This is a genomic window from Mucilaginibacter sp. OK268 (assembly GCF_900103125.1).
Taxonomy (GTDB): domain Bacteria; phylum Bacteroidota; class Bacteroidia; order Sphingobacteriales; family Sphingobacteriaceae; genus Mucilaginibacter.
In genome coordinates this window covers 1,105,778-1,124,822 of sequence record NZ_FNJV01000002.1, presented here as the reverse complement: position 1 = coordinate 1,124,822, position 19,045 = coordinate 1,105,778, and the positions used below count along the sequence as shown (strand labels likewise).

The window sequence follows — 19,045 nt, the reverse complement described above, 5'->3', positions numbered from 1 at the left end:
CTCTTAATCTCCCCCGGAAGGGGAGACTTTTTGAAATGCTTTTTAAAGCCTTCCCTTCTGGGGAGGGTTTGGGTGGGGCTTGAACTTGTTTTGTTTTTCAACACTTCGCAAACCCGATTTGTTTTTTGATAACTTTGTATTTCTACAGGATTTTGCTGAAAAGGATTCACTATGCCAGATTTTTCTCATTTACACGTACATACCCAGTTCTCATTACTTGATGGTGCCGCCGATATAGGAAAACTATATAAAAAGGCTGCAGCCGATGGTATGAAAGCACTAGCCATAACCGATCATGGTAACATGTTTGGTGTGTTTAAGTTTGTGGCCGAAGCCGGCAAACACAACGTAAAACCTATAGTTGGCTGCGAGTTTTATGTGGTGGAGGACAGGCATAAAAAGCAATTTACCAAAGAAAAAAAAGACGTACGCCGCCACCAGTTGATGCTGGCAAAAAACCCCGAAGGTTACAAAAACCTGGTAAAGCTATGTTCCTTAGGCTATATGGAAGGCTTGTACAGCAAATGGCCGCGTATTGATAAAGAGCTGATATTGAAATATCATAAAGGCATCATTGCTACCACCTGCTGTATTGGTGCATCGGTACCCCAGGCTATATTACGGGAAACGCCCGAAAAGGCCGAAGAGGAATTTAGATGGTGGCTTGACCTTTTTGGCGAAGATTTTTATATCGAGCTGCAACGCCACGAAATTCCAGAGCAAACCACTATTAACAATGTATTGCTTACTTATGCTAAAAAGTATAATGTAAAGGTGATATGCTCCAATGATTCGCATTATGTGGATCAACAGGACTCCAACGCGCACGATATTTTGCTTTGTGTAAACACCGGCGATATGCAAAGCACCCCCATAGCTACCGATGAAGAAGGTGGCCGTGGTTACCGTTTCGGTTTTCCGAATGATCAGTTTTATTTCAAAACACAGGCAGAAATGGGCAGCCTGTTCTCTGATATTCCTGAATCCCTGGATAATACCAATGAGATTGTTGATAAGGTAGAGGTATTAAAACTAAAGCGCGATATTCTGCTTCCCAATTTCGTTATCCCGGAGGAGTTTAAGGTCCACAATACGCCGGATGCCGATACCCTTAACCAATGGGAATATTTAAAACATTTAACATTTACAGGCGCTAAAGAGCGCTATATAGATATTTCGCCCGAAACAGAGGAACGCATCAACTTTGAGTTGTTCACGATACGTACCATGGGTTTTGCCGGTTACTTTTTAATTGTGGCCGACTTTATTAAGCATGGTCGCGATATAGGCGTATTTATAGGACCGGGCCGTGGTTCGGCTGCGGGATCGGTGGTGGCTTATTGTACAGGGATCACCAATATCGATCCGATGAAGTATAATCTCCTGTTCGAGAGGTTCCTGAATCCGGATCGTAAATCGATGCCCGATATTGATACCGACTTTGATGATGCCGGTCGCCAAAAGGTGATCGACTATGTGGTGGACAAATATGGCAAGAACCAGGTAGCGCAGATCATTACCTATGGTTCTATGGCTGCCCGTACCAGTATACAGGACGTGGGCCGCGTATTGGATATGCCGCTGGCCGAAATGAACGCCATTAAGAAGCTGGTACCCGATACCTTAGGGATAACCCTTAAAGAGGCTATTGAACAGGTGCCCGAACTAAAGGAGATCGTAAAAGGCAACGACTTGCGCGGACAAGTATTGCGTGAGGCCGAAAAGCTGGAAGGTTCGGTTCGTAATACAGGTGTGCACGCGGCGGGTATCATTATTGCCCCTTACGATTTAACGGATATTGTGCCGGTTGCCGTTGCCAAAGACTCTGATCTTTTGGTTACTCAGTATGATGGCCGTGTAATTGAAGATGCGGGCGTTATCAAGATGGACTTTTTGGGTTTGAAAACCTTAACCATCCTGAAGGATGCATTGAGGATGATCAAACAGAATCATGGCGTGCATATTGATATTGATTATATAGCGCTTGATGATCAAAAAACTTATGAGCTTTATCAGCGCGGCGATACCAACGGAACGTTCCAGTTTGAAAGTGATGGTATGCAAATGTACCTGCGCGATCTGAAACCCGATAAGTTTGAGGATTTGATTGCCATGAATGCTCTGTACCGTCCGGGCCCGATAGAGTATATTCCCAACTTTATTAAACGTAAACACGGGCAGGAACCTATTGTATTTGACCTTCCGGATATGGAGGAATACCTGGGCGAAACCTATGGTATTACCGTATACCAGGAACAGGTGATGCTCCTGTCGCAGAAGTTAGCGGGCTTTAGTAAAGGTGATGCCGACGTTTTGCGTAAGGCCATGGGTAAAAAGCAAATTGAGGTGTTGAATAAAATGGAAGCCCAGTTTATGGACGGGGCCACAGCCAAAGGACACCCCAAAGATAAACTGACCAAAATATGGACCGACTGGAAGGCCTTTGCGCAATACGCCTTCAATAAATCGCACTCTACTTGTTACGCTTTTGTGGCGTATCAAACCGCTTTCCTGAAAGCCCATTATCCATCTGAATACATGGCCGCGGTTTTAAATAACCAGAATAACATGGAAAAGATCACCTTTTTCATGGAAGAGTGCCGCAGGATGGGGGTAGAGGTTTTAGGTCCGGATATCAATGAGTCGGACATGTCATTCGCGGTAAATAAAAAAGGGCAAGTGCGTTTCGGGTTAACCGGTGTTAAAGGTGTAGGTGATAAAGCAGTGGAAAGTATAATTGAAGAACGGGAGGCTAATGGTCCCTATGTTTCTTTATATGATTTTGCCCGCCGTTCCAATACCCGCAGTGTGAATCGTAAGTCATACGAGAACCTGGTTTACGGCGGTGCTTTTGATGAGTTTGGGACAAAAAGGGCGCAGTTTTTTGCCAAAACTGAGCTGGGCGTATTGACTGGTGTAGAGCGCCTGATCAAATATGCCAATGATTATCAGAATGTACAAAGCAGTTCGCAATCGTCATTATTTGGCGGTTCGGTAGCTTCTTATGTACCTGAACCTGCCATGCCCGATGTGGAAGAATGGCCACTGATTGAGAAACTGAAATATGAAAAAACGGTGATCGGTATCTACTTAACCGGGCACCCGCTTGATAATTACAAGGTTGAATTGGATCGATTCTGTAACAGTACCATCAGCGATCTGAAACTGATGCAAAAAGCCCGCTCGGGCGAAGGTGGTGATGATATCATGGGCGCGTTTAATGAACTCCGCAAACGCGGGGAGATCAGAATAGGCGGCCTGGTATCAAACGTGCAACATAAAATGACCAAAACAGGTAAGCCATTTGGTACTTTTGTGTTAGAAGATTACAATGAATCATACGAGTTTGCCATGTTTGGCGAAGACTATGTGAAATTCCGTAACCTGATGATGGATGGTTACTTTTTGCACATCAAAGGTAACATCGAAGAAAAATTCAGGCAAAAGGATAACTGGGATCTGCGCATACAGGTAATGAGCCTGCTATCAGAAATGCGCGATAAAATGACCAAATCATTAACCGTATGCCTGGATGTACATAGTTTGAACAGCAAACTACTTGACGATATTCAGCAAGCCATTATGGTAAACAATGAAAAATATCCTGTGCAAAACTGTAAGCTGCGCTTTTTGATCAAAGACAGGGAAGAAGCGCTGCAGGTGGAACTGGCCTCCAAATTATTCAAAGTAAACCCCAGCGACGACCTGATGGCTGATATTTTTAATTTAACCAATATACAGCCGGTGTTGAACTGAGGCCTTGATAGAGTTGCGTATTTAGGTTAAATTTGTTTATAAAGCTTATGTTATGAGTACCGAAATAATAAGAGAGCGCTTGCATGAATATATCCGTTTTGCTGACGATAAGAAAGTAGAAGCGATATATACCATGGTTGAAAATGAGATAATTGAAGAACTCGATTTATGGGAGGACAAAGCTTTTTTAAATGAATTGAAAGACCGTTTGGATGAATATGAAAGTGGAAAAGTAACAGGCTCCGGTTGGGAAGAGGTTAAACAAAAAGCCAGAGATCGTAAATCGTAATGTAATATGATCTTAAATTCCATCCCAAGGCCGAAATTGAGTATCCGGAAGCTTTTGTATGGTATGAGGAGCAACTTGAAAAGTTGGGAGATCGATTTGAATCTTCTGTAGAGCGGAAGATCCAAAATATTGTCAGTAACCCTCTATTCTATCCTAATAAAAAGCGTGACCACAGAGAATGTAAAATTGATGATTTCCCGTATCTCATAGTTTATAAAGTTTATCCTCAAAAACATCTCATCGTTATATTTTCAATATTTCACACCAGTCGGCGACCAAGTAAAAAATACAGAAAATAGCTAATTGATAATTGTCGAATACCCGTTTACACTTTTTAGCCCGTGGTCGGTGTTATCACCGTACCACTATTATTATGCAGTACTTTATAAACGGAGAGGCGCGTGGTACGGTGATAACACCGACCACAGGCAAAATATAAGTACTACTCAAAAGTAACTATCACCAAATTTGTAGTATGAAGACACTTTTTATATTATTTGATTTTTATAATTTATGACTTTATTATTCAAATAGTCAAAAATAAAAAAAGAGCTGTTCAATCACGTAGAATACCTTGCATTTATGGTTTACACTGTAAACCGTTATTGAGAAAGAAAATTAATTTAATTATCTGATTTTCAAATAAATAAAATAATGTAAACCATAAAAAGTGTAAACCATGTAAACCCACTTTTTAGGCTTTATTTAAGGGATTTGATATAGGACCCTTTTTATTTTATTAATATAATTGTCACATTGTCAGGCCGAAGTTGTGGCAAGCTATTTGAATAGTATATATTTGTAATACAAAAATTTAAAAAATAGAAATCATGGCTTTAGAAATAACTGATGCGAACTTTGAAGAACTTGTGCTGAAATCAGACAAACCTGTACTTATTGACTTTTGGGCAGAATGGTGTGGTCCTTGTAGAATGGTAGGTCCGGTTGTTGAAGACATCGCAAAAGAATACGAAGGCAAAGCTGTTGTTGGTAAAGTTGATGTTGACAACAATCCTGGAATATCAGTGAAATATGGAATCCGTAATATCCCTGCTTTATTATTCTTTAAAAACGGCGAAATTGTGGACAAACAAATTGGTGCTGTTCCAAAATCAGTATTAACCGATAAATTAGCTAAGCAATTAGCTTAATCAACAAGGCAAAATTAAGTTTGTAAAATAGCTTAATCCACCATATTTAAATTACTTGAAAAGCGTTACCTTATTTGGTGACGCTTTTTTTATACCTTATATTAGCCCTATGTCCCGGTTAAATGATGATCAGCAAATAAGGCAACTGGCCAACCTGGAACTATTGGCCCGCCAGGTAGTAGAAGGGTTTATTACCGGCTTGCACCAAAGCCCCTTCCACGGATTTTCTGTTGAATTTGCCGAGCACCGCTTATACAATAATGGTGAATCGGTAAAAAATATCGACTGGAAGTTGCTGGCCCGAACCGAAAAATTGTTTGTAAAGCAGTTTGAGGAAGAAACCAACCTGCGTTGTTATTTATTACTGGACACCTCATCGTCCATGAATTTCCCCGAAAAGGGGTTGAATAAGCTGCAGTTTTCTGTTTACGCCACGGCCTCGTTAATGTATTTGTTTAAAAAACAGCGCGATGCTTTTGGCTTATGCCTTTTTTCGGATAAGATTGATTGGTTGAGTGCCGCGAAATCAACCAGCACACACCTGTTTCATTTGTATGCAGAGCTCGAAAAAATGTACAATAGCCCGCGGGTAAATACAGTTACTAATATAACCGATGTGCTGCATCATATTGCCCAGGAGATCCACCAGCGCTCCATGGTGATCATTTTTAGCGATATGCTGGAAAATAACCTGGATACTGAAAAGCTACAGTCGCTATTTGCTGCTATACAGCATTTAAAGTTCAATAAGCACGAAGTGGTTATATTTAATGTGCACGATAAGCAAAAAGAGCTTGATTTTAATTTTGATAATAGACCCCATCACTTTATTGATATGGAAAGCGGTGCCGAGATAAAAGTACATCCGGGTAAAATACGTGATGCTTATAAAAAATCTTTAGCGGCATACCGGCATGAACTGGAGCTCAAATGCGCGCAATATCATATTGATTTGATTGATGCCGATATACAGGAAGGTTACCAGAACATACTGAAAACTTACCTGGTAAAGCGGAATAAGATGATATAAAAAAAGGCTATTCTTAAATAAAAATAGCCCTCTTAATAGGGGTAACACTTACTAAAACTCCTCAAAGTAATAAAGTTTGAATGAAGATTTAGTGAAGTTAAGCTGCGTGATCAAATATCAGCTTTACAGCGGTTCCCTTATTTTTTACTGAGCTTATTTTAACCTTAATGTTATGAAAGGCGGTGATACTTTTCACTATAGCCAGCCCTAAACCATAGCTTTCTTTTTCGTCGGTATCAAATTTCTCAAAACGGTTAAACGCGTTATCTATTTGCTTTTGCTCCATACCCGCGCCGGTGTCGGTAATGGTAATGGCGTAAATATCATCTATGAGATCATCACTAATGGTAATGCTGCCTTTAGGGTTGTTGTATTTGATGGAGTTGTTGATGATGTTAAACAGTAAGGTATGCATGAGGGGGCGGTTACCCTGTATAGAAAAAATGTATTTGAGATGATTGGTAAACGTGAGGTGTTTTTCCTCTATTCGATCCTCCAATTCCTCATGTATTTCTTTAATAACCCCGGCTATCATCACCATATCCCCTTTGTCAAACTGGTTGTTTTCTACTTTTGATATGAGCAATAAGCTGTTGATGATGGATTTTAAACGGTTGAGCGTTTTTAGCGAAGCATGCATTTTATTTTCACTGCCTTCACTTAAATCCTCATGCAGCAGTATGTTTTCAAGTCTTGAGCTGATGATGGATATTGGGGTAAGTAATTCATGCGATACATTGGCGATGAATTGTTTTTCCAGTATAAAAAGGTTTGATATCTTTTTCATCAACGAACTTATACTGTCATCAAGCAGCTCAAAATCCTGTGTGGTGGTTTTAATTTTTTCGTAGTCAAAGTTCATGGGATCATTTACTTTGATCAGCTTTCGGTCAATGATCTTATAAAAAGGGGCAAGCAAAAATTTGGTGAATACGAGGTCACTGATGAGGGTAAGTACCAGGGCAATAAACAATACCAGTAAAGTGAACTTTTTAATGATCGACTTTAACTCTTCAACAGATTCAATCGTTTCGCCTATTTGAAGCAGGTAAGTGTGCCCCTTAAAATTAAATTTATGAGACAGGATACGATAAGTTTGAAAATCCTTTTTGTTGAGATTACGGGTTTCGGTTGTAAATTTTACCCCTTTTGATATATTGGGGTCATACTTAGCAGGTGTAATATTGATAAATTCCTCATTGAGTATGTTGTTATCGGTGTAAACCTGTTGAGTGCTTAAAGAATGGTTGATTTCGCTGGATTCGAGGCTTCTTAAAGTTTCTTCTTTTTTATCCTCTAAACGTACCTCAATATGGTTATAAGATATTTTTTCAATGGATAACAGGATAAGCAGACCAGTAAATAAAATGATGGCCACTTTGGTTAGGGTATTATACAAAGCCAGCTTTACCTGAAGTTTCATTTGTAAGTATATTTAAATATTAATGCGGTAACCAATACTCCTCACGGTTTCAAACCAATCAATAGGAATATATTGAGATAGTTTTTTACGGAGGTTTTTAACATGCACATCCACAAAGTTGGAGTCGGAATTGATCTCCAGTACATCACCCCAAACATGCTCGGTTAGGTTGGTACGGGATATTACCCTGTTTTTATTCAATACCAGGTAATTGAATATTTCAAACTCCTTTTTTGTCAGGTTAATACGTTCATCATTATACATTACCGTACGATTCTGGATATTAACGCGCAGCCCTTTAATATTAATATCATTACTTTCCAAACGGTGTTTTCGGCGTGTTATGGCGTGCATACGTGCCAAAAGCTCGCTTAATGAAAATGGTTTGGCCAAATAATCATCGGCACCTTGTTCCAGGCCCATTACACGGTCGTCAACAGCTCCGCGCGCGGTGAGTATAATAACGGCATCCTCGCGTTTTTCAAGGCCTTTCAGCATCTTTAACAGGCCAAAGCCGTCACCGTCAGGCAAACCAAGATCGAGCAGTATAAAGTCATAGTTGTTTACAAATATCTTTTCCTCTGCCGATTTTTTGGTACGCGCGTGTTCAACCGTAAAACCTTCATGACTTAAAAACTCATCTACTTCAAGGGCCAGGCCCTTTTCGTCTTCAACAATTAATACATTCATACGCCTGCAATTTACAAAAGATATAAGAATCAAGTGCCAAGATACAAGAGTCGGGATAAAAACCGTTACACTAAAATATACTTCACATGATGCAGCATATAAAAAGTATATTGGCACTTGATTCTTTATATAAATTACCCAAATCAATTTGTCGTTAATGCTGTTAAAGAATAAATACTACCTTCTATATGAGACTTTCCATTGAACGCAAACCCATAAGAGTTAATCCTGATCCCAAACGCGTTATAGCAAGATTCTTTTTTAATGGGAACGACCGTGCTAAAGAAGTGATAGAACGTGTAATGGACATTAGCGAAGAAGAAGCCTTTGGAATCATTTCGCCATTGTTGCAGGAGTATTCCAAACGGCACCGTAACATTACCCGGGTATTAAACCGGCATTGCAGCAAGCTAAAGCCACTGTTTAGCGAGTTGAATATTGATTTTGATACGCTTACGGTTTACCGTAAACTATTGATAGGTTCCTATTTTACACATGAATATTCCATTGAGTCAGCGGCCTTCTTTAACCCATCTATAGTAGAAGATCCTGATCAAACTGAGTTGGAGGATGGCCAGAAACGGGTGATCATCAGTTTTAGGGCAGTGGGTGAGGGGCATATCTCCTCCATCACTTTCAGAAGGGCATTGATCGATAAACAGAATAACATTACCATTCAACCCTCAGGCAGCTATATTGATGAGGCCGAAATTGTAAGGAACGCGGTTTATAATAAAAAACTGTTCTTTGAAAAGGCCGCCATCACTCAGATCAGTATAGACGTGATCAGTGAGTTGGAATCAAAGCTCGATCATCATTTTGAATATGCCAACCTGCGCCGTATCATTCTTGAGTCGCAGAAGCTGCAGGAAAGCGATATGAAGCGACTGGAGTATGACAAAGTATTGTGGCTGGCCGATTCCTACTATGAGATCGTATTCTCGCTGGATACCGATATATCCGACAGGGTCATATTCCCCATATCTGAGTATGAACGTAAAGGTATTGAGGATGCCCGCTTTGTGAAATTTATTAATGAAGATGGCAGCTACGTATACTATGCCACCTATACGGCCTATGATGGTTCGCTGATTATGCCCAAACTACTGCAAACCACCGATTTTTACAATTTTAAAATAATGCCTCTTTATGGAGCAGGCGCCCAGAACAAGAACCTGGCACTTTTCCCCCGCAAGGTGAATGGCAAATTTGTGATGATATCGCGTATTGATGGCTGCAATAACTATATCATGTACTCCGACAAGATCAACATCTGGGAGAAACCCGTGTTGCTGCAGCAGCCTAAATTTACCTGGGAGTTCATCCAGATTGGTAATTGCGGGTCGCCGATTGAAACCGAGGAAGGCTGGATCATGATCACCCATGGTGTAGGCCCTATGCGGCGTTATGTGCTCGGTGCAAGCCTTTTAAAGCTGGACGACCCCACTATCGAAATTGGACGTCTGAAAGAGCCCCTGCTGATCCCTAACAGCGACGAGCGCGAAGGATATGTACCCAATGTACTGTACTCCTGCGGAGCTATCGTGCATAACGACAAGCTCATTATTCCATATGGCGTGTCGGACTCATCAACCGCCTTTGCCGAAGTTTGCCTGGACGAACTACTCAAAAAATTAAAAGAAGACGCGGCGGAGCATAAAGCCAAAACCAGGAAACACAAAGCTTAACCAAAAAACTTTTTAAACCTATAATTTTAACACTTTGCTGGCCAAAATTGGATGGAAATCACTCAAAAATCGCTCGAAAAACCATCATTTTAACACTTTTTAACAAATTTTAACATGGTTTTAGCGTGTTTTTGAAACTTTAAAAAGTATTAGATAATTGATTATCAAATAAATGGGTGTAAAATGGTCGGTTTGGGGGCTGTTTTTTCTTTAACTAAACAGCCCGGTTTTTCCTTTTTGATCAGGAAAAGCCGGGCTGTCGAATTATAATAAATATACTAAATTATTGGCAAAGTTTCTCCAATTAGTTTTTCAAAAACGGGGTAAAGTGATAATCAATCAAGTAATCAGAGACAAGAACTTCTTTTATATAACATCAAAGCCCATTAGCTATAGCTATTGCTTTTCCGGTTTTTTTGTCAATGGGCATCGGTGCGTTCCAGCTTTTTAATTGATCTCTTAATTGTTTTAATAGATGGGCTGTTTTATCCGGATTCTTTTTGGATAGATCTTCGGTTTCTGTAATATCGTTTTTTAAATTATAGAGCTGCATACTGCTGTCGCGCATATGGTAAACCAGTTTCCAGTCGCCCTGACGTATGGCGCTGCAATAGTTAATACCGGGGCCATCCTCGGGGATCCATTTATTAGGGTAGTGCCAAAATAAAAAGCGTTGGTTATCGGTATAAGCCGCATTCTTTAAAACAGGCACAAAACTTTTTCCGTCGATTTTCTGGATAGTCTGATAATTTTTTACGCCGGCCATTTCCAATATGGTTGGGAAAAAATCCTCGATGATCACATATTGATTTGCTATAGACGAAGGCTTCGTTATTCCCGGCCATTTTACTATCATAGGCTCGCGGATACCTCCTTCGTTTACAGAGCCTTTTCCGGCTTTCAGGGGGGCGTTTTGAGTATTTGCTGGTCCGCCTCTTGGAGGCACCAGGCTTAAGCCTCCGTTGTCGCTCATAAATATAATAATAGTATTGCCGTCCGCGTGCCGGGTTTTTAAGTAATCCATAATATCACCCAGGCTTTTATCCATCCCTTCAATCATGGTGGCGTATTTAGCTTCCTGTGTATCGAGGCCCGCATCCAGGTATTTTTGATAGAATCGTTTATCGGCCATCAGGGGGGCATGCACCGCGTAATGAGCCATATTTAAATAAAAAGGCTGTTTGTTCCGGATAGGCTCATCTAATGCCTTTAAGGCTTCTTTGGTAAGTGCTTCTGTTAAAAAGGTTTCCGTTCCAAAATATTCTTCCAGATCGGGCACGGCCTGTGGTGTGGCCTTGCCGGGCATATTTCCATAGTTCTCGGTACCCAGATAGCTTTGCGGATGCCCCGCGGCATGGCCCGAAATATTGATCATAAAACCCATGTTATGTGGGTTGGCCCCGGGGGTACCGGCCGACGCCCAATGCGCTTTGCCGACATGAATGGTATAGTACCCGTCGGCTTTAAGTAACCCGGGAAAGGGTGTTGCATATAGGGTATGCGCTATGCCCGGCTGCGGACTTAAACCATTGTAATTCCATTCGGCGGGTAAAAATTGATCGTCTTTAGCATCGGTTGGATTATCATGTTGCGGCGATGTCCAATTGGTAATGCCATGATGCGCCGCGTTCATGCCGGTAAGCATGCTTGTTCTTGACGGGGTACAAACAGGCGCTGCATAAGCATTGGTAAACTTCATCCCTTCGCGGGCAAGCCGCTCCATGTTTGGTGTATGATAACGTTTATTTAAAGCGGTTGCCTCAGCCCAGAAAGGTAAAGAGGTATCCTGCCAGCCCATATCATCAACCAGGAATACAATAATATTGGGGCGCGATTGGGGTTTTACCTGGGCTTTGGCTATAAGTATTTGTCCAAATACCAGCAGGACTCCTATCGTGCTTTTAAATAAAGATGATTTCATTTGTCGGGCTATTTATGGCTACCCCGAATATCAAACATTTTTAATACAAGTTCAAATAGGTGGCCATAGATGTTATCATCTGTAGGTATTTGGAAGAAATAAAAAGCATTAACTTTACCTTCACCAATTCATCATAATACATATGGGTAGCAAAGAACGCGTAGAACGTTTAAAAGCAGAGGTCCATCAGCTTATTCTTGATGCTGCAATGGGTATCGTTAAAAATGAAGGATGCGAGGCCGTAAGCATCAGGAAAATTGCCGATACCATAGAATACAGCCCAACTATTGTATATTCCTATTTTTTGAATAAAGAAGCAGTTCTGATCGAGCTATCGAAACGGGGCTTTACCATGCTGATCAATTGCATAAAACAGGGATTGGTATCAGTAACCGATCCGAAAGAAAGAATGGAGGCCATGCTGATGGCATTTGTGCATTTTGCCACCAAAGAAAATGAGCTTTACCAGTTAATGTATACGGTAGGCTCCGGTGTTGAGGATGTAGGAAAGGCATTTCCAGCGCTGTCGACATTTATCAACTTGTTCCGGCAAGAAATGCAGCCCCTGGTAAAAGGAAATACATTGACAGAGGAAGCTTTTCGGTGTAATTACCTCATATGTATGTCTTTTGTGCATGGTCTCGTATCCTTAAATCGCTATTATAAAGATATAGACCCGGCCATGAACAATATGGTATTAAAGAAAGCCATCGAAGGAATTATCAGCACAATAGAGCTTTCATAAACTACTTCCGCGGGTTTTCAACTACAGGTGTTCGGAAGAATGAAAACATATAATTCATAGTTCATTTGGGCTAAAGCCTATAGCTATTTGCTTGCAATCCGTTGGTTAAAACCAACGGCAATGAAGGGTAAATCAATTAGTTTTCCATTCATTGCCGTCCCATTTATGGGACGGATAATAGAAGCACTTGATGGCTTTAGCCAAAAAACAATCTTCCGAACACCTATAGTTTTCAACCCGTAGTACACATGCTTTCAGCCGAAAATATAAGCCGAAGGCTGACCATGTCACCCACGAGATACGCTGCGCTAATCTCGCGGGAGCTTAATCTAATATCTGTTGATACAAACCTAAATAATCAGCCACCATTTTGTCTTTCGAAAACCGCGATGCGGCCCAGGTATGGCAAGCCACGCGGTTAATCGAATTGATCTGGTTAACGGCTTCTACGGCTCCATCAATGGTATCCACCAAAAAGCCGGTTTCAGTATCCCGGATCAGCTCTGGCATCGATCCGCGGTTAAAGGCGATCACCGGGGTGCCGCAGAGCATGGCCTCGGCCACACTCATGCCAAATGGTTCGTTAAAACTGATGGGGTGCAACAGGGCATAAGCATTGCCTAACAGCTGTTTTCGTTTTTCGGGCCCGGCATGGCCTATGTATGCTATTTCTTCGGATAAAAAGGGCTCTACCTTTTCCCGGTAATAGTTTTCATCCTGAATGATACCGGCTATCAGCAGCTTGCGTTTGCTTTTTTGAGCAATGGCAATAGCTTCGGCTGTGCCTTTATCCGGGTGGATGCGACCAAAGTACAGCAAGTATTCGTCGGGCTTTTCGTAAAACTCAAAATCGGCGGTGTCCAGGCCATTATAAACCGTGGCCAGGTATTCCAGTTCCGGACTGCGATCGGCGTTGCTGATGCTTACATAATGGCCCTTGTGGTTGTATTTTTTATACACCGGGATAATGCGGGGCGATGAAAAGCCATGTATAGTGGTGATGATGGGTGTTTTGATCAGGCCCGAATAGGTAAGGGGCAAAAAATCAAAATTGTTATGGATGATATCAAATTGCCCAGCCTGCTCCATCAAATTACTGATGTGCAGGCATTCCAACACTTTGGCATCCTGGCCGCGGTCTTCTTCATAACCCATCGCACAAATCGATTCCAGCTTGCCCGCAGTTATCGAATCGCCGGTGGCGAAAAGCGTAACATCGATGCCCAGCTTTACCAGGCCTTCGGCAATGTTTGATGCTATTTGCTCCCAGGGCCCATAATGCCTGGGCGGTGTACACCAGGCAACAGACGCTAATACGGCGACCTTCATTTCTTAATTAGTGAATTTTGCAGATGTGCAGATTTCAAATGTGCAGATGTGCAAATGATAATTTTGAACTAATATATAACGCATAGTTGTTTACGGATCTTTAAATCAGTCATTTGAACATTAATAATTTGCGCACGCGCTGTTCGAAGTCTCCGACTTCGGATGACTATGTAAGTAGTTTGCAACTACCGTGTAATGGCTTATTTGTTTGTGCTTCTGTAGTCTAAAGACTACCGGCATAATTGTCCGAAGTCAGAGACTTCGGACAGCGCAGTTATCATCTGCATATCCGCACATCTAGCACGTCTCCATTTTCTGGCTGCTGCCATATTTGTTGTATTCGTATTCGAGTTCAAAGGCTTTTAGTACGGTTAGGTGCGATATCAGATAGGCCAGCGTACTTTCGGCGCCCTGGTTACGGTTGATACCGGTTGGCAGCAAACCATCGCAGCAGCCCTTGGTTTCATGGTCATATAAAGGCGCTCGCAATGTGTTTTCGCCCAGGAACCATTTGTAGCTCAGGAACATTTTTTCGACGTATTGCGGTATCCGGAATATCTGGTAAGCCTGGAAGTGCATCAGTACCATAGCCATAGTTTCAATAGCTTGCTGATCAAACGTAGGGAAACTACCGCCACGATAATACCAGCCATCGTTTCCCACCGGACTTAAATAGCCGTTCGACAGGGTGAGTTTATCCAGGAAGGCCATCGTAGCCAATGCTATGCGTTTGGCATCTTCGTTCCCGGTAATTTCGCAGGAGTGCAGTAGCGCCAGCGGCAGTATGGCGTTATCATAGGTCATCTTTTCTTCGAACCATTGCCAATCTTCCGACTGTGTATCTTCATAGGCATCGATGAGCGGTTGGGTAAGTTCGCTTAATATTTTTACCATGCCTTCATCTGTAGGATATACCTGCAGATACAGGCTGATGCCGATAATGGTATTGGCCATTCCCCGTAAATGTTTCAGGGCGGCAAAATGCGGCACTGATTTATGAAATATCTCCAACGAAAACTCACGGTAAGAATTACTGGCCGCACAGCTGATCAGGTGGCCCAGCGCCCAGATGGTACGCCCGAAAGAATCCTCTGAGCCCACCTCATCCAGATAACGGCGATCGAAACTCAGGAAGTTGCGGAAATTACCATCATCCGTTTGCATATAGTGGATGTAGCTGAGGTATATAGGCAGCAGTTCAAATGCTTCGCGACTTTTACTACGCTGATAGGCCATCAGTGCCATAATAAGCGCACGGGCGTTATCATCCAGGCAATAACCTTCTTTTAAATTGGGGATGCCGTATTTGGCATGTTGCACAATACCGGTATCATCGGTTAAACGCAATACGTGCGTCAAACTGAATTTGGGTAGTATTTCGGGATCGACAATGCTGTTTTTAAGTATCTTATCGCTAAAGTCGAACCTTACAATAGCCTCCTGGGCAACTTTAATAAATTCGGCACCTACAACAGGCCAGCGTAAATGCAGGCCATACTGGTAGGCGTTCTCTTTCAATTCTTTCAGCACACGATCCTGGTCAAGCAGTTCTATCACTGTATCGGCCAGGGTATCGGAGTTTTTAAAATCAAACAGTCTGCCGCGTTTATCGGCCAGCAGTTCGGTTGCATGCCAGTATGGGGTTGACACCACAGCGGCACCGGCACCAACGGCGTATGAAAGCGTACCGCTGGTGATCTGTGCCTCGTTCAGATAAGGTGTTACATAAATTTCGCAAGCGGTGAGGTAATTCACCAATTCCTCTTCGCTCACAAATTTGTTAATAAAAGCCAGGTTGGCCGATACACCCAATTGGCTAGCCAGTGTTTTAAGGTGATCGCGGTATTCCTCTCCCGAACTTTTGATCACGCCCGGATGGGTATTGCCTAATATCACATACATCACATCGGGGTGTTTGGCTACGATGCGGGGCAGGGCTTTTATCACGGTCTCTAAACCTTTATTACGGCTTAATAAACCAAAGGTGAGCAACACGCGGTGTTTTTTGAACGACGACAGGTTTTTAACCGGATTGTCATCCAACGCTTCCACATCCGGAACACCATGTTCAATGATCTGGATCTTTTCGGCAGGGATATCATAAATAGTGGTTAAAAACTCCACGGCCCGCTGGCTCATCACAATTATTTTTGATGATTGCTCCGCTATTTCGCGAATGATGATGCGCTGCACATAGCTGGGATCTTTCAGTATGGTATGCAGTATCGAGATCAAGGGTTTTTCGAGCCGGTTGATCAGGGGTAAAATATATATACCACTTTCGCCGCCATATATGCCAAACTCATGCTCCATGATACATACATCGGCATTGCTGGTGTTGATATAATTGGCTGCGCGGATATAGTCTTTCTGGTGGTCCTGGCGAATAACATATTTCACCTCCTCTGGGTATTCATAATGCTGCAGACTCTCTGAATCGTTTAGCGCGACCACAAAACCGCCGTGTGCAAGCGAGTTTCTTTCGGGAAAATTGGCGTTAATGGCCCGCATCAGGTTTTGATTGAACGTGGCCAGGCCACATTCGCGCGGAGGGTAGGTTGATATATATGCTATTTTCATATGTAGGTAGGATGTTAAGAACGTACGGTTATTGATTTAAACAATTCTTTTTAATTAATTGTTTAAACTATGACTATAAAAAAGAGCAAAACTGATCTGTTTTGGTAGGAAACAAGCCTTTTCAGAGCTTTTAATACAGCCTATACCATAATTGCATAAACCATACCAATTTAATTCAAACTATAAAAAATGATATATTATTCAATAAAGTAACCTGAAAGTTACTTTCAATAGATGAGTCGACTTTTTTAATCTGTGTTAAGATACGGAATAATATCCGGTAAGCTGCTATGTGGTTTGTGATTGGCTAACTCCGGCATCGCTTCTATAGGTGATCTTCGCTCTTCGCGCGTCATTGCGAGGTATGAAGCAATCCCCGATAAGCAGGTCTGCTCTGTACAGCATAGAGATTGCTTCGTACCTCGCAATGACGTGTGTATTATAGTATAAGTCTTAATCGTTAACTATGCGGTATAATATTCAACAGCCTCCAATATAACCTCACACGCATGTTCAATTTGAGCGGGAGTAATAATAAGCGGGGGAGCGATGCGCATGGAATTGCTGCAATGCAGGAACCAATCGGTGATGATGCCGTGTTTAATACAGCGGTCTATTATTTTTTTATTAAGGTCGAAACTGTCCAGTTCAACGGCCAGCATCAGTCCTTTGCCTCGTACCTGTTTAATTGCCGGGTGAACCAACAGCTTGCGGAACAAGGCTTCTTTTTCGGCTACGCCGGATACCAGGTTTTCGTCCAGTAACACTTCGAGTGCTGCTAGTCCCGCGGCGCAACATACCGGGTGGCCACCAAAAGTGGTGATATGGCCCAGGATGGGGTTTTCTTTGAGCGCGCCCATAATGGTGTTGGAGGAGATAAAAGCGCCTACGGGCATGCCACCACCCAGCGCTTTGGCCAGCAGCAATATATCGGGCACAATGCCAAAATGCTCAAAGGCAAAAAGTTTACCGGTGCGACCAAAAGCGGCTTGTATTTCATCCAGTATCAGTAAGGTGCCGGTTTCATCACAGCGTTTGCGCAGAGCCTGCATATAAGTGGCGTCTGGTACACGGATGCCAGCTTCGCCCTGTACGGTTTCGATGATGACGCAGGCAGTTTGATCGGTGATGAGGTGCAGATCGTCTGTCTCATTAAAACGGATAAAACTTATTCCTGGGAGCAAAGGCCGGTAAGCCCGCTTAAATTCTTCATTGCCCATAACACTTAACGCGCCCTGGGTGCTGCCGTGGTAAGAATTATGGCAAGCGATGATCTGCTGCCTGCCGGTATAGCGTTTGGCTAATTTTAAGGCCCCCTCAACAGCTTCGGCACCGGAGTTGGTAAAATATACCGACTGTAGGTTTTGAGGCAGTACAGATACCAGCTTTTCGGCAAAACGGACCTGTGGGGTTTGTACGTATTCGCCATAAACCATCAGGTGCATGTATTGGTCAACCTGGTGTTTAATGGCGGCTATAACTTTTGGATTACCGTGGCCCAGGCTGCTTACGCCAATGCCCGATATGAGGTCGGTATGGGCTTTGCCCGCGGTATCATACATATATACACCTTCGGCCCGTTCAAACTCCAGTAACAGCGGAAAGTTGGTGGTTTGCGCGTTATTGGCTAAAAAGAGCTGGCGGAGAGTAGGCATGGGGGGAGCAATTATTGATTTAGTGAATTATTGATTTAGGGCAAAGATAAGATGAATGCAGTTATGAAAAGTGAATAAATAGAGGCTCGTGTTGTGGCCAACAACCAACGCGTCATTGCGAGGTACGAAGACAACCGACCAAAGGGAGCTCATTAATACCAACAGAAACAAACACAACATTAATAATCTCTATACTGTACAGAGCGACTCTGCAAATCGGGGATTGCTTCGTACCTCGCAATGACGCGCGGGTAAAACAATCACTAAATCAATAATTCACTAATTAATTAGTGAATTAATTAATTTCCTGCTCTTTCGCTGCGTTCGCTGAGTTGTTTGATGAGCTCGTCGCGAAAGGCCTGCTCGCTTTTATATAGCTTGCTTACCTTTTCGGGGGGCAGGATCTTGGAGAATGCATCGCGATAGCGTTTGCGGATGGCAACCTGCTGGCTTTCATAGTAAATTTCTTTATCTATTTGCTCGGTTCCATTAGTGGCAGCGCTTGAATTGTTAAGACGTTTTAATATGTTAACAGCCGTAATCTCCTGTTGATACTGGCGATATATAGGCCAAAACTTGGCCGATTCTTCATCGGTCAAGTCAAGTTGTTTATTGATAAACCTGTCATGAGCTGCATCAAGCTTTTGGCGTACATTTTTTTTGTTACGCAGTGGCGCAGGCGTTATCCCTTGCCGCTGTACCAGGCTATTGCTTGCCTGAGCAAAGGACTCATAGCCTGCTGCTATCATCAATAATAAAACAAAAATATGCCTGATCAATTTACTCAT

General features: G+C 42.5%; 13 protein-coding genes and 1 pseudogene. 7 read left to right on the top strand and 7 right to left on the bottom strand.

Annotated features, from left to right (window positions below):
- Positions 1-171: 171 nt before the first annotated feature.
- The 5 genes and pseudogenes from dnaE (at position 172) to BLR84_RS10415 (ending at position 6,226) form a co-directional block, all read left to right on the top strand.
- The gene (gene dnaE, locus BLR84_RS10435) at positions 172-3,756 is read left to right on the top strand and encodes a DNA polymerase III subunit alpha (protein WP_090467543.1); all 3,585 of its coding nucleotides are present in this window, start codon (positions 172-174) and stop codon (positions 3,754-3,756) included.
- 52 nt (positions 3,757-3,808) lie between these two features.
- The gene (locus BLR84_RS10430; protein ID WP_090467541.1) at positions 3,809-4,045 is read left to right on the top strand and encodes an addiction module protein; all 237 of its coding nucleotides are present in this window, start codon (positions 3,809-3,811) and stop codon (positions 4,043-4,045) included.
- Positions 4,046-4,068: 23 nt separating this feature from the next.
- A pseudogene (locus BLR84_RS30560) lies at positions 4,069-4,344 on the top strand (type II toxin-antitoxin system RelE/ParE family toxin); the annotation flags it as partial.
- A 531-nt stretch (positions 4,345-4,875) separates the two neighbouring features.
- Positions 4,876-5,196, top strand: a complete 321-nt coding sequence (gene trxA, locus BLR84_RS10420; RefSeq protein WP_090467536.1) for a thioredoxin — start codon at positions 4,876-4,878, stop codon at positions 5,194-5,196.
- Positions 5,197-5,305: 109 nt separating this feature from the next.
- Positions 5,306-6,226, top strand: a complete 921-nt coding sequence (locus BLR84_RS10415) for a DUF58 domain-containing protein (protein ID WP_090467742.1) — start codon at positions 5,306-5,308, stop codon at positions 6,224-6,226.
- A gap of 97 nt (positions 6,227-6,323) precedes the next feature.
- On the opposite strand, the gene BLR84_RS10410 is transcribed toward BLR84_RS10415, so the two are convergent.
- Complete coding sequence (locus tag BLR84_RS10410; RefSeq protein ID WP_090467534.1) at positions 6,324-7,649, bottom strand: sensor histidine kinase; 1,326 nt, start codon at positions 7,647-7,649, stop codon at positions 6,324-6,326.
- 12 nt (positions 7,650-7,661) lie between these two features.
- Positions 7,662-8,339, bottom strand: a complete 678-nt coding sequence (locus BLR84_RS10405; RefSeq protein ID WP_090467532.1) for a response regulator transcription factor — start codon at positions 8,337-8,339, stop codon at positions 7,662-7,664.
- A gap of 188 nt (positions 8,340-8,527) precedes the next feature.
- Here BLR84_RS10405 and BLR84_RS10400 point away from each other — a divergent pair, with 188 nt between their 5' ends.
- Positions 8,528-10,027, top strand: coding sequence for a glycoside hydrolase family 130 protein (locus BLR84_RS10400; protein ID WP_090467530.1), 1,500 nt, complete (start codon positions 8,528-8,530; stop codon positions 10,025-10,027).
- A gap of 376 nt (positions 10,028-10,403) precedes the next feature.
- Here BLR84_RS10400 and BLR84_RS10395 read toward each other — a convergent pair whose 3' ends face one another.
- On the bottom strand, positions 10,404-11,948 hold the full coding sequence (locus tag BLR84_RS10395; RefSeq protein WP_090467528.1) for a sulfatase: 1,545 nt from the start codon (positions 11,946-11,948) through the stop codon (positions 10,404-10,406).
- Between the two features lie 142 nt (positions 11,949-12,090).
- On the opposite strand from BLR84_RS10395, the gene BLR84_RS10390 reads away from it, so the two are divergent.
- Entirely contained in the window at positions 12,091-12,693 is a 603-nt protein-coding gene (locus BLR84_RS10390) for a TetR/AcrR family transcriptional regulator (protein ID WP_090467526.1), read from the top strand.
- A 324-nt stretch (positions 12,694-13,017) separates the two neighbouring features.
- Here BLR84_RS10390 and BLR84_RS10385 read toward each other — a convergent pair whose 3' ends face one another.
- The 4 genes from BLR84_RS10385 to BLR84_RS10370 form a co-directional block, all read right to left on the bottom strand.
- A complete protein-coding gene (locus BLR84_RS10385; RefSeq protein ID WP_090467525.1) occupies positions 13,018-14,022 on the bottom strand; it encodes a glycosyltransferase family 4 protein in 1,005 nt (334 codons plus the stop codon).
- A gap of 297 nt (positions 14,023-14,319) precedes the next feature.
- Positions 14,320-16,602 (bottom strand): glycosyltransferase family 4 protein, encoded by a 2,283-nt coding sequence (locus BLR84_RS10380; protein WP_090467523.1) that lies wholly within the window; start codon positions 16,600-16,602, stop codon positions 14,320-14,322.
- A 464-nt stretch (positions 16,603-17,066) separates the two neighbouring features.
- A complete protein-coding gene (locus tag BLR84_RS10375) occupies positions 17,067-18,257 on the bottom strand; it encodes an aspartate aminotransferase family protein (protein WP_090467521.1) in 1,191 nt (396 codons plus the stop codon).
- Between the two features lie 299 nt (positions 18,258-18,556).
- The gene (locus BLR84_RS10370; protein ID WP_090467519.1) at positions 18,557-19,045 is read right to left on the bottom strand and encodes a hypothetical protein; all 489 of its coding nucleotides are present in this window, start codon (positions 19,043-19,045) and stop codon (positions 18,557-18,559) included.

Coding starts and splice junctions, on each gene's coding strand:
- BLR84_RS10375 (WP_090467521.1), bottom strand. CDS start 18,257: ATGCCTACTCTCCGCCAGCTCTTTTTAGCCAATAACGCGCAAACCACC.
- BLR84_RS10385 (WP_090467525.1), bottom strand. CDS start 14,022: ATGAAGGTCGCCGTATTAGCGTCTGTTGCCTGGTGTACACCGCCCAGG.
- BLR84_RS10380 (WP_090467523.1), bottom strand. CDS start 16,602: ATGAAAATAGCATATATATCAACCTACCCTCCGCGCGAATGTGGCCTG.
- BLR84_RS10430 (WP_090467541.1), top strand. CDS start 3,809: ATGAGTACCGAAATAATAAGAGAGCGCTTGCATGAATATATCCGTTTT.
- BLR84_RS10410 (WP_090467534.1), bottom strand. CDS start 7,649: ATGAAACTTCAGGTAAAGCTGGCTTTGTATAATACCCTAACCAAAGTG.
- BLR84_RS10400 (WP_090467530.1), top strand. CDS start 8,528: ATGAGACTTTCCATTGAACGCAAACCCATAAGAGTTAATCCTGATCCC.
- BLR84_RS10415 (WP_090467742.1), top strand. CDS start 5,306: ATGTCCCGGTTAAATGATGATCAGCAAATAAGGCAACTGGCCAACCTG.
- BLR84_RS10370 (WP_090467519.1), bottom strand. CDS start 19,045: ATGAGTAAATTGATCAGGCATATTTTTGTTTTATTATTGATGATAGCA.
- BLR84_RS10405 (WP_090467532.1), bottom strand. CDS start 8,339: ATGAATGTATTAATTGTTGAAGACGAAAAGGGCCTGGCCCTTGAAGTA.
- dnaE (WP_090467543.1), top strand. CDS start 172: ATGCCAGATTTTTCTCATTTACACGTACATACCCAGTTCTCATTACTT.
- BLR84_RS10395 (WP_090467528.1), bottom strand. CDS start 11,948: ATGAAATCATCTTTATTTAAAAGCACGATAGGAGTCCTGCTGGTATTT.
- trxA (WP_090467536.1), top strand. CDS start 4,876: ATGGCTTTAGAAATAACTGATGCGAACTTTGAAGAACTTGTGCTGAAA.
- BLR84_RS10390 (WP_090467526.1), top strand. CDS start 12,091: ATGGGTAGCAAAGAACGCGTAGAACGTTTAAAAGCAGAGGTCCATCAG.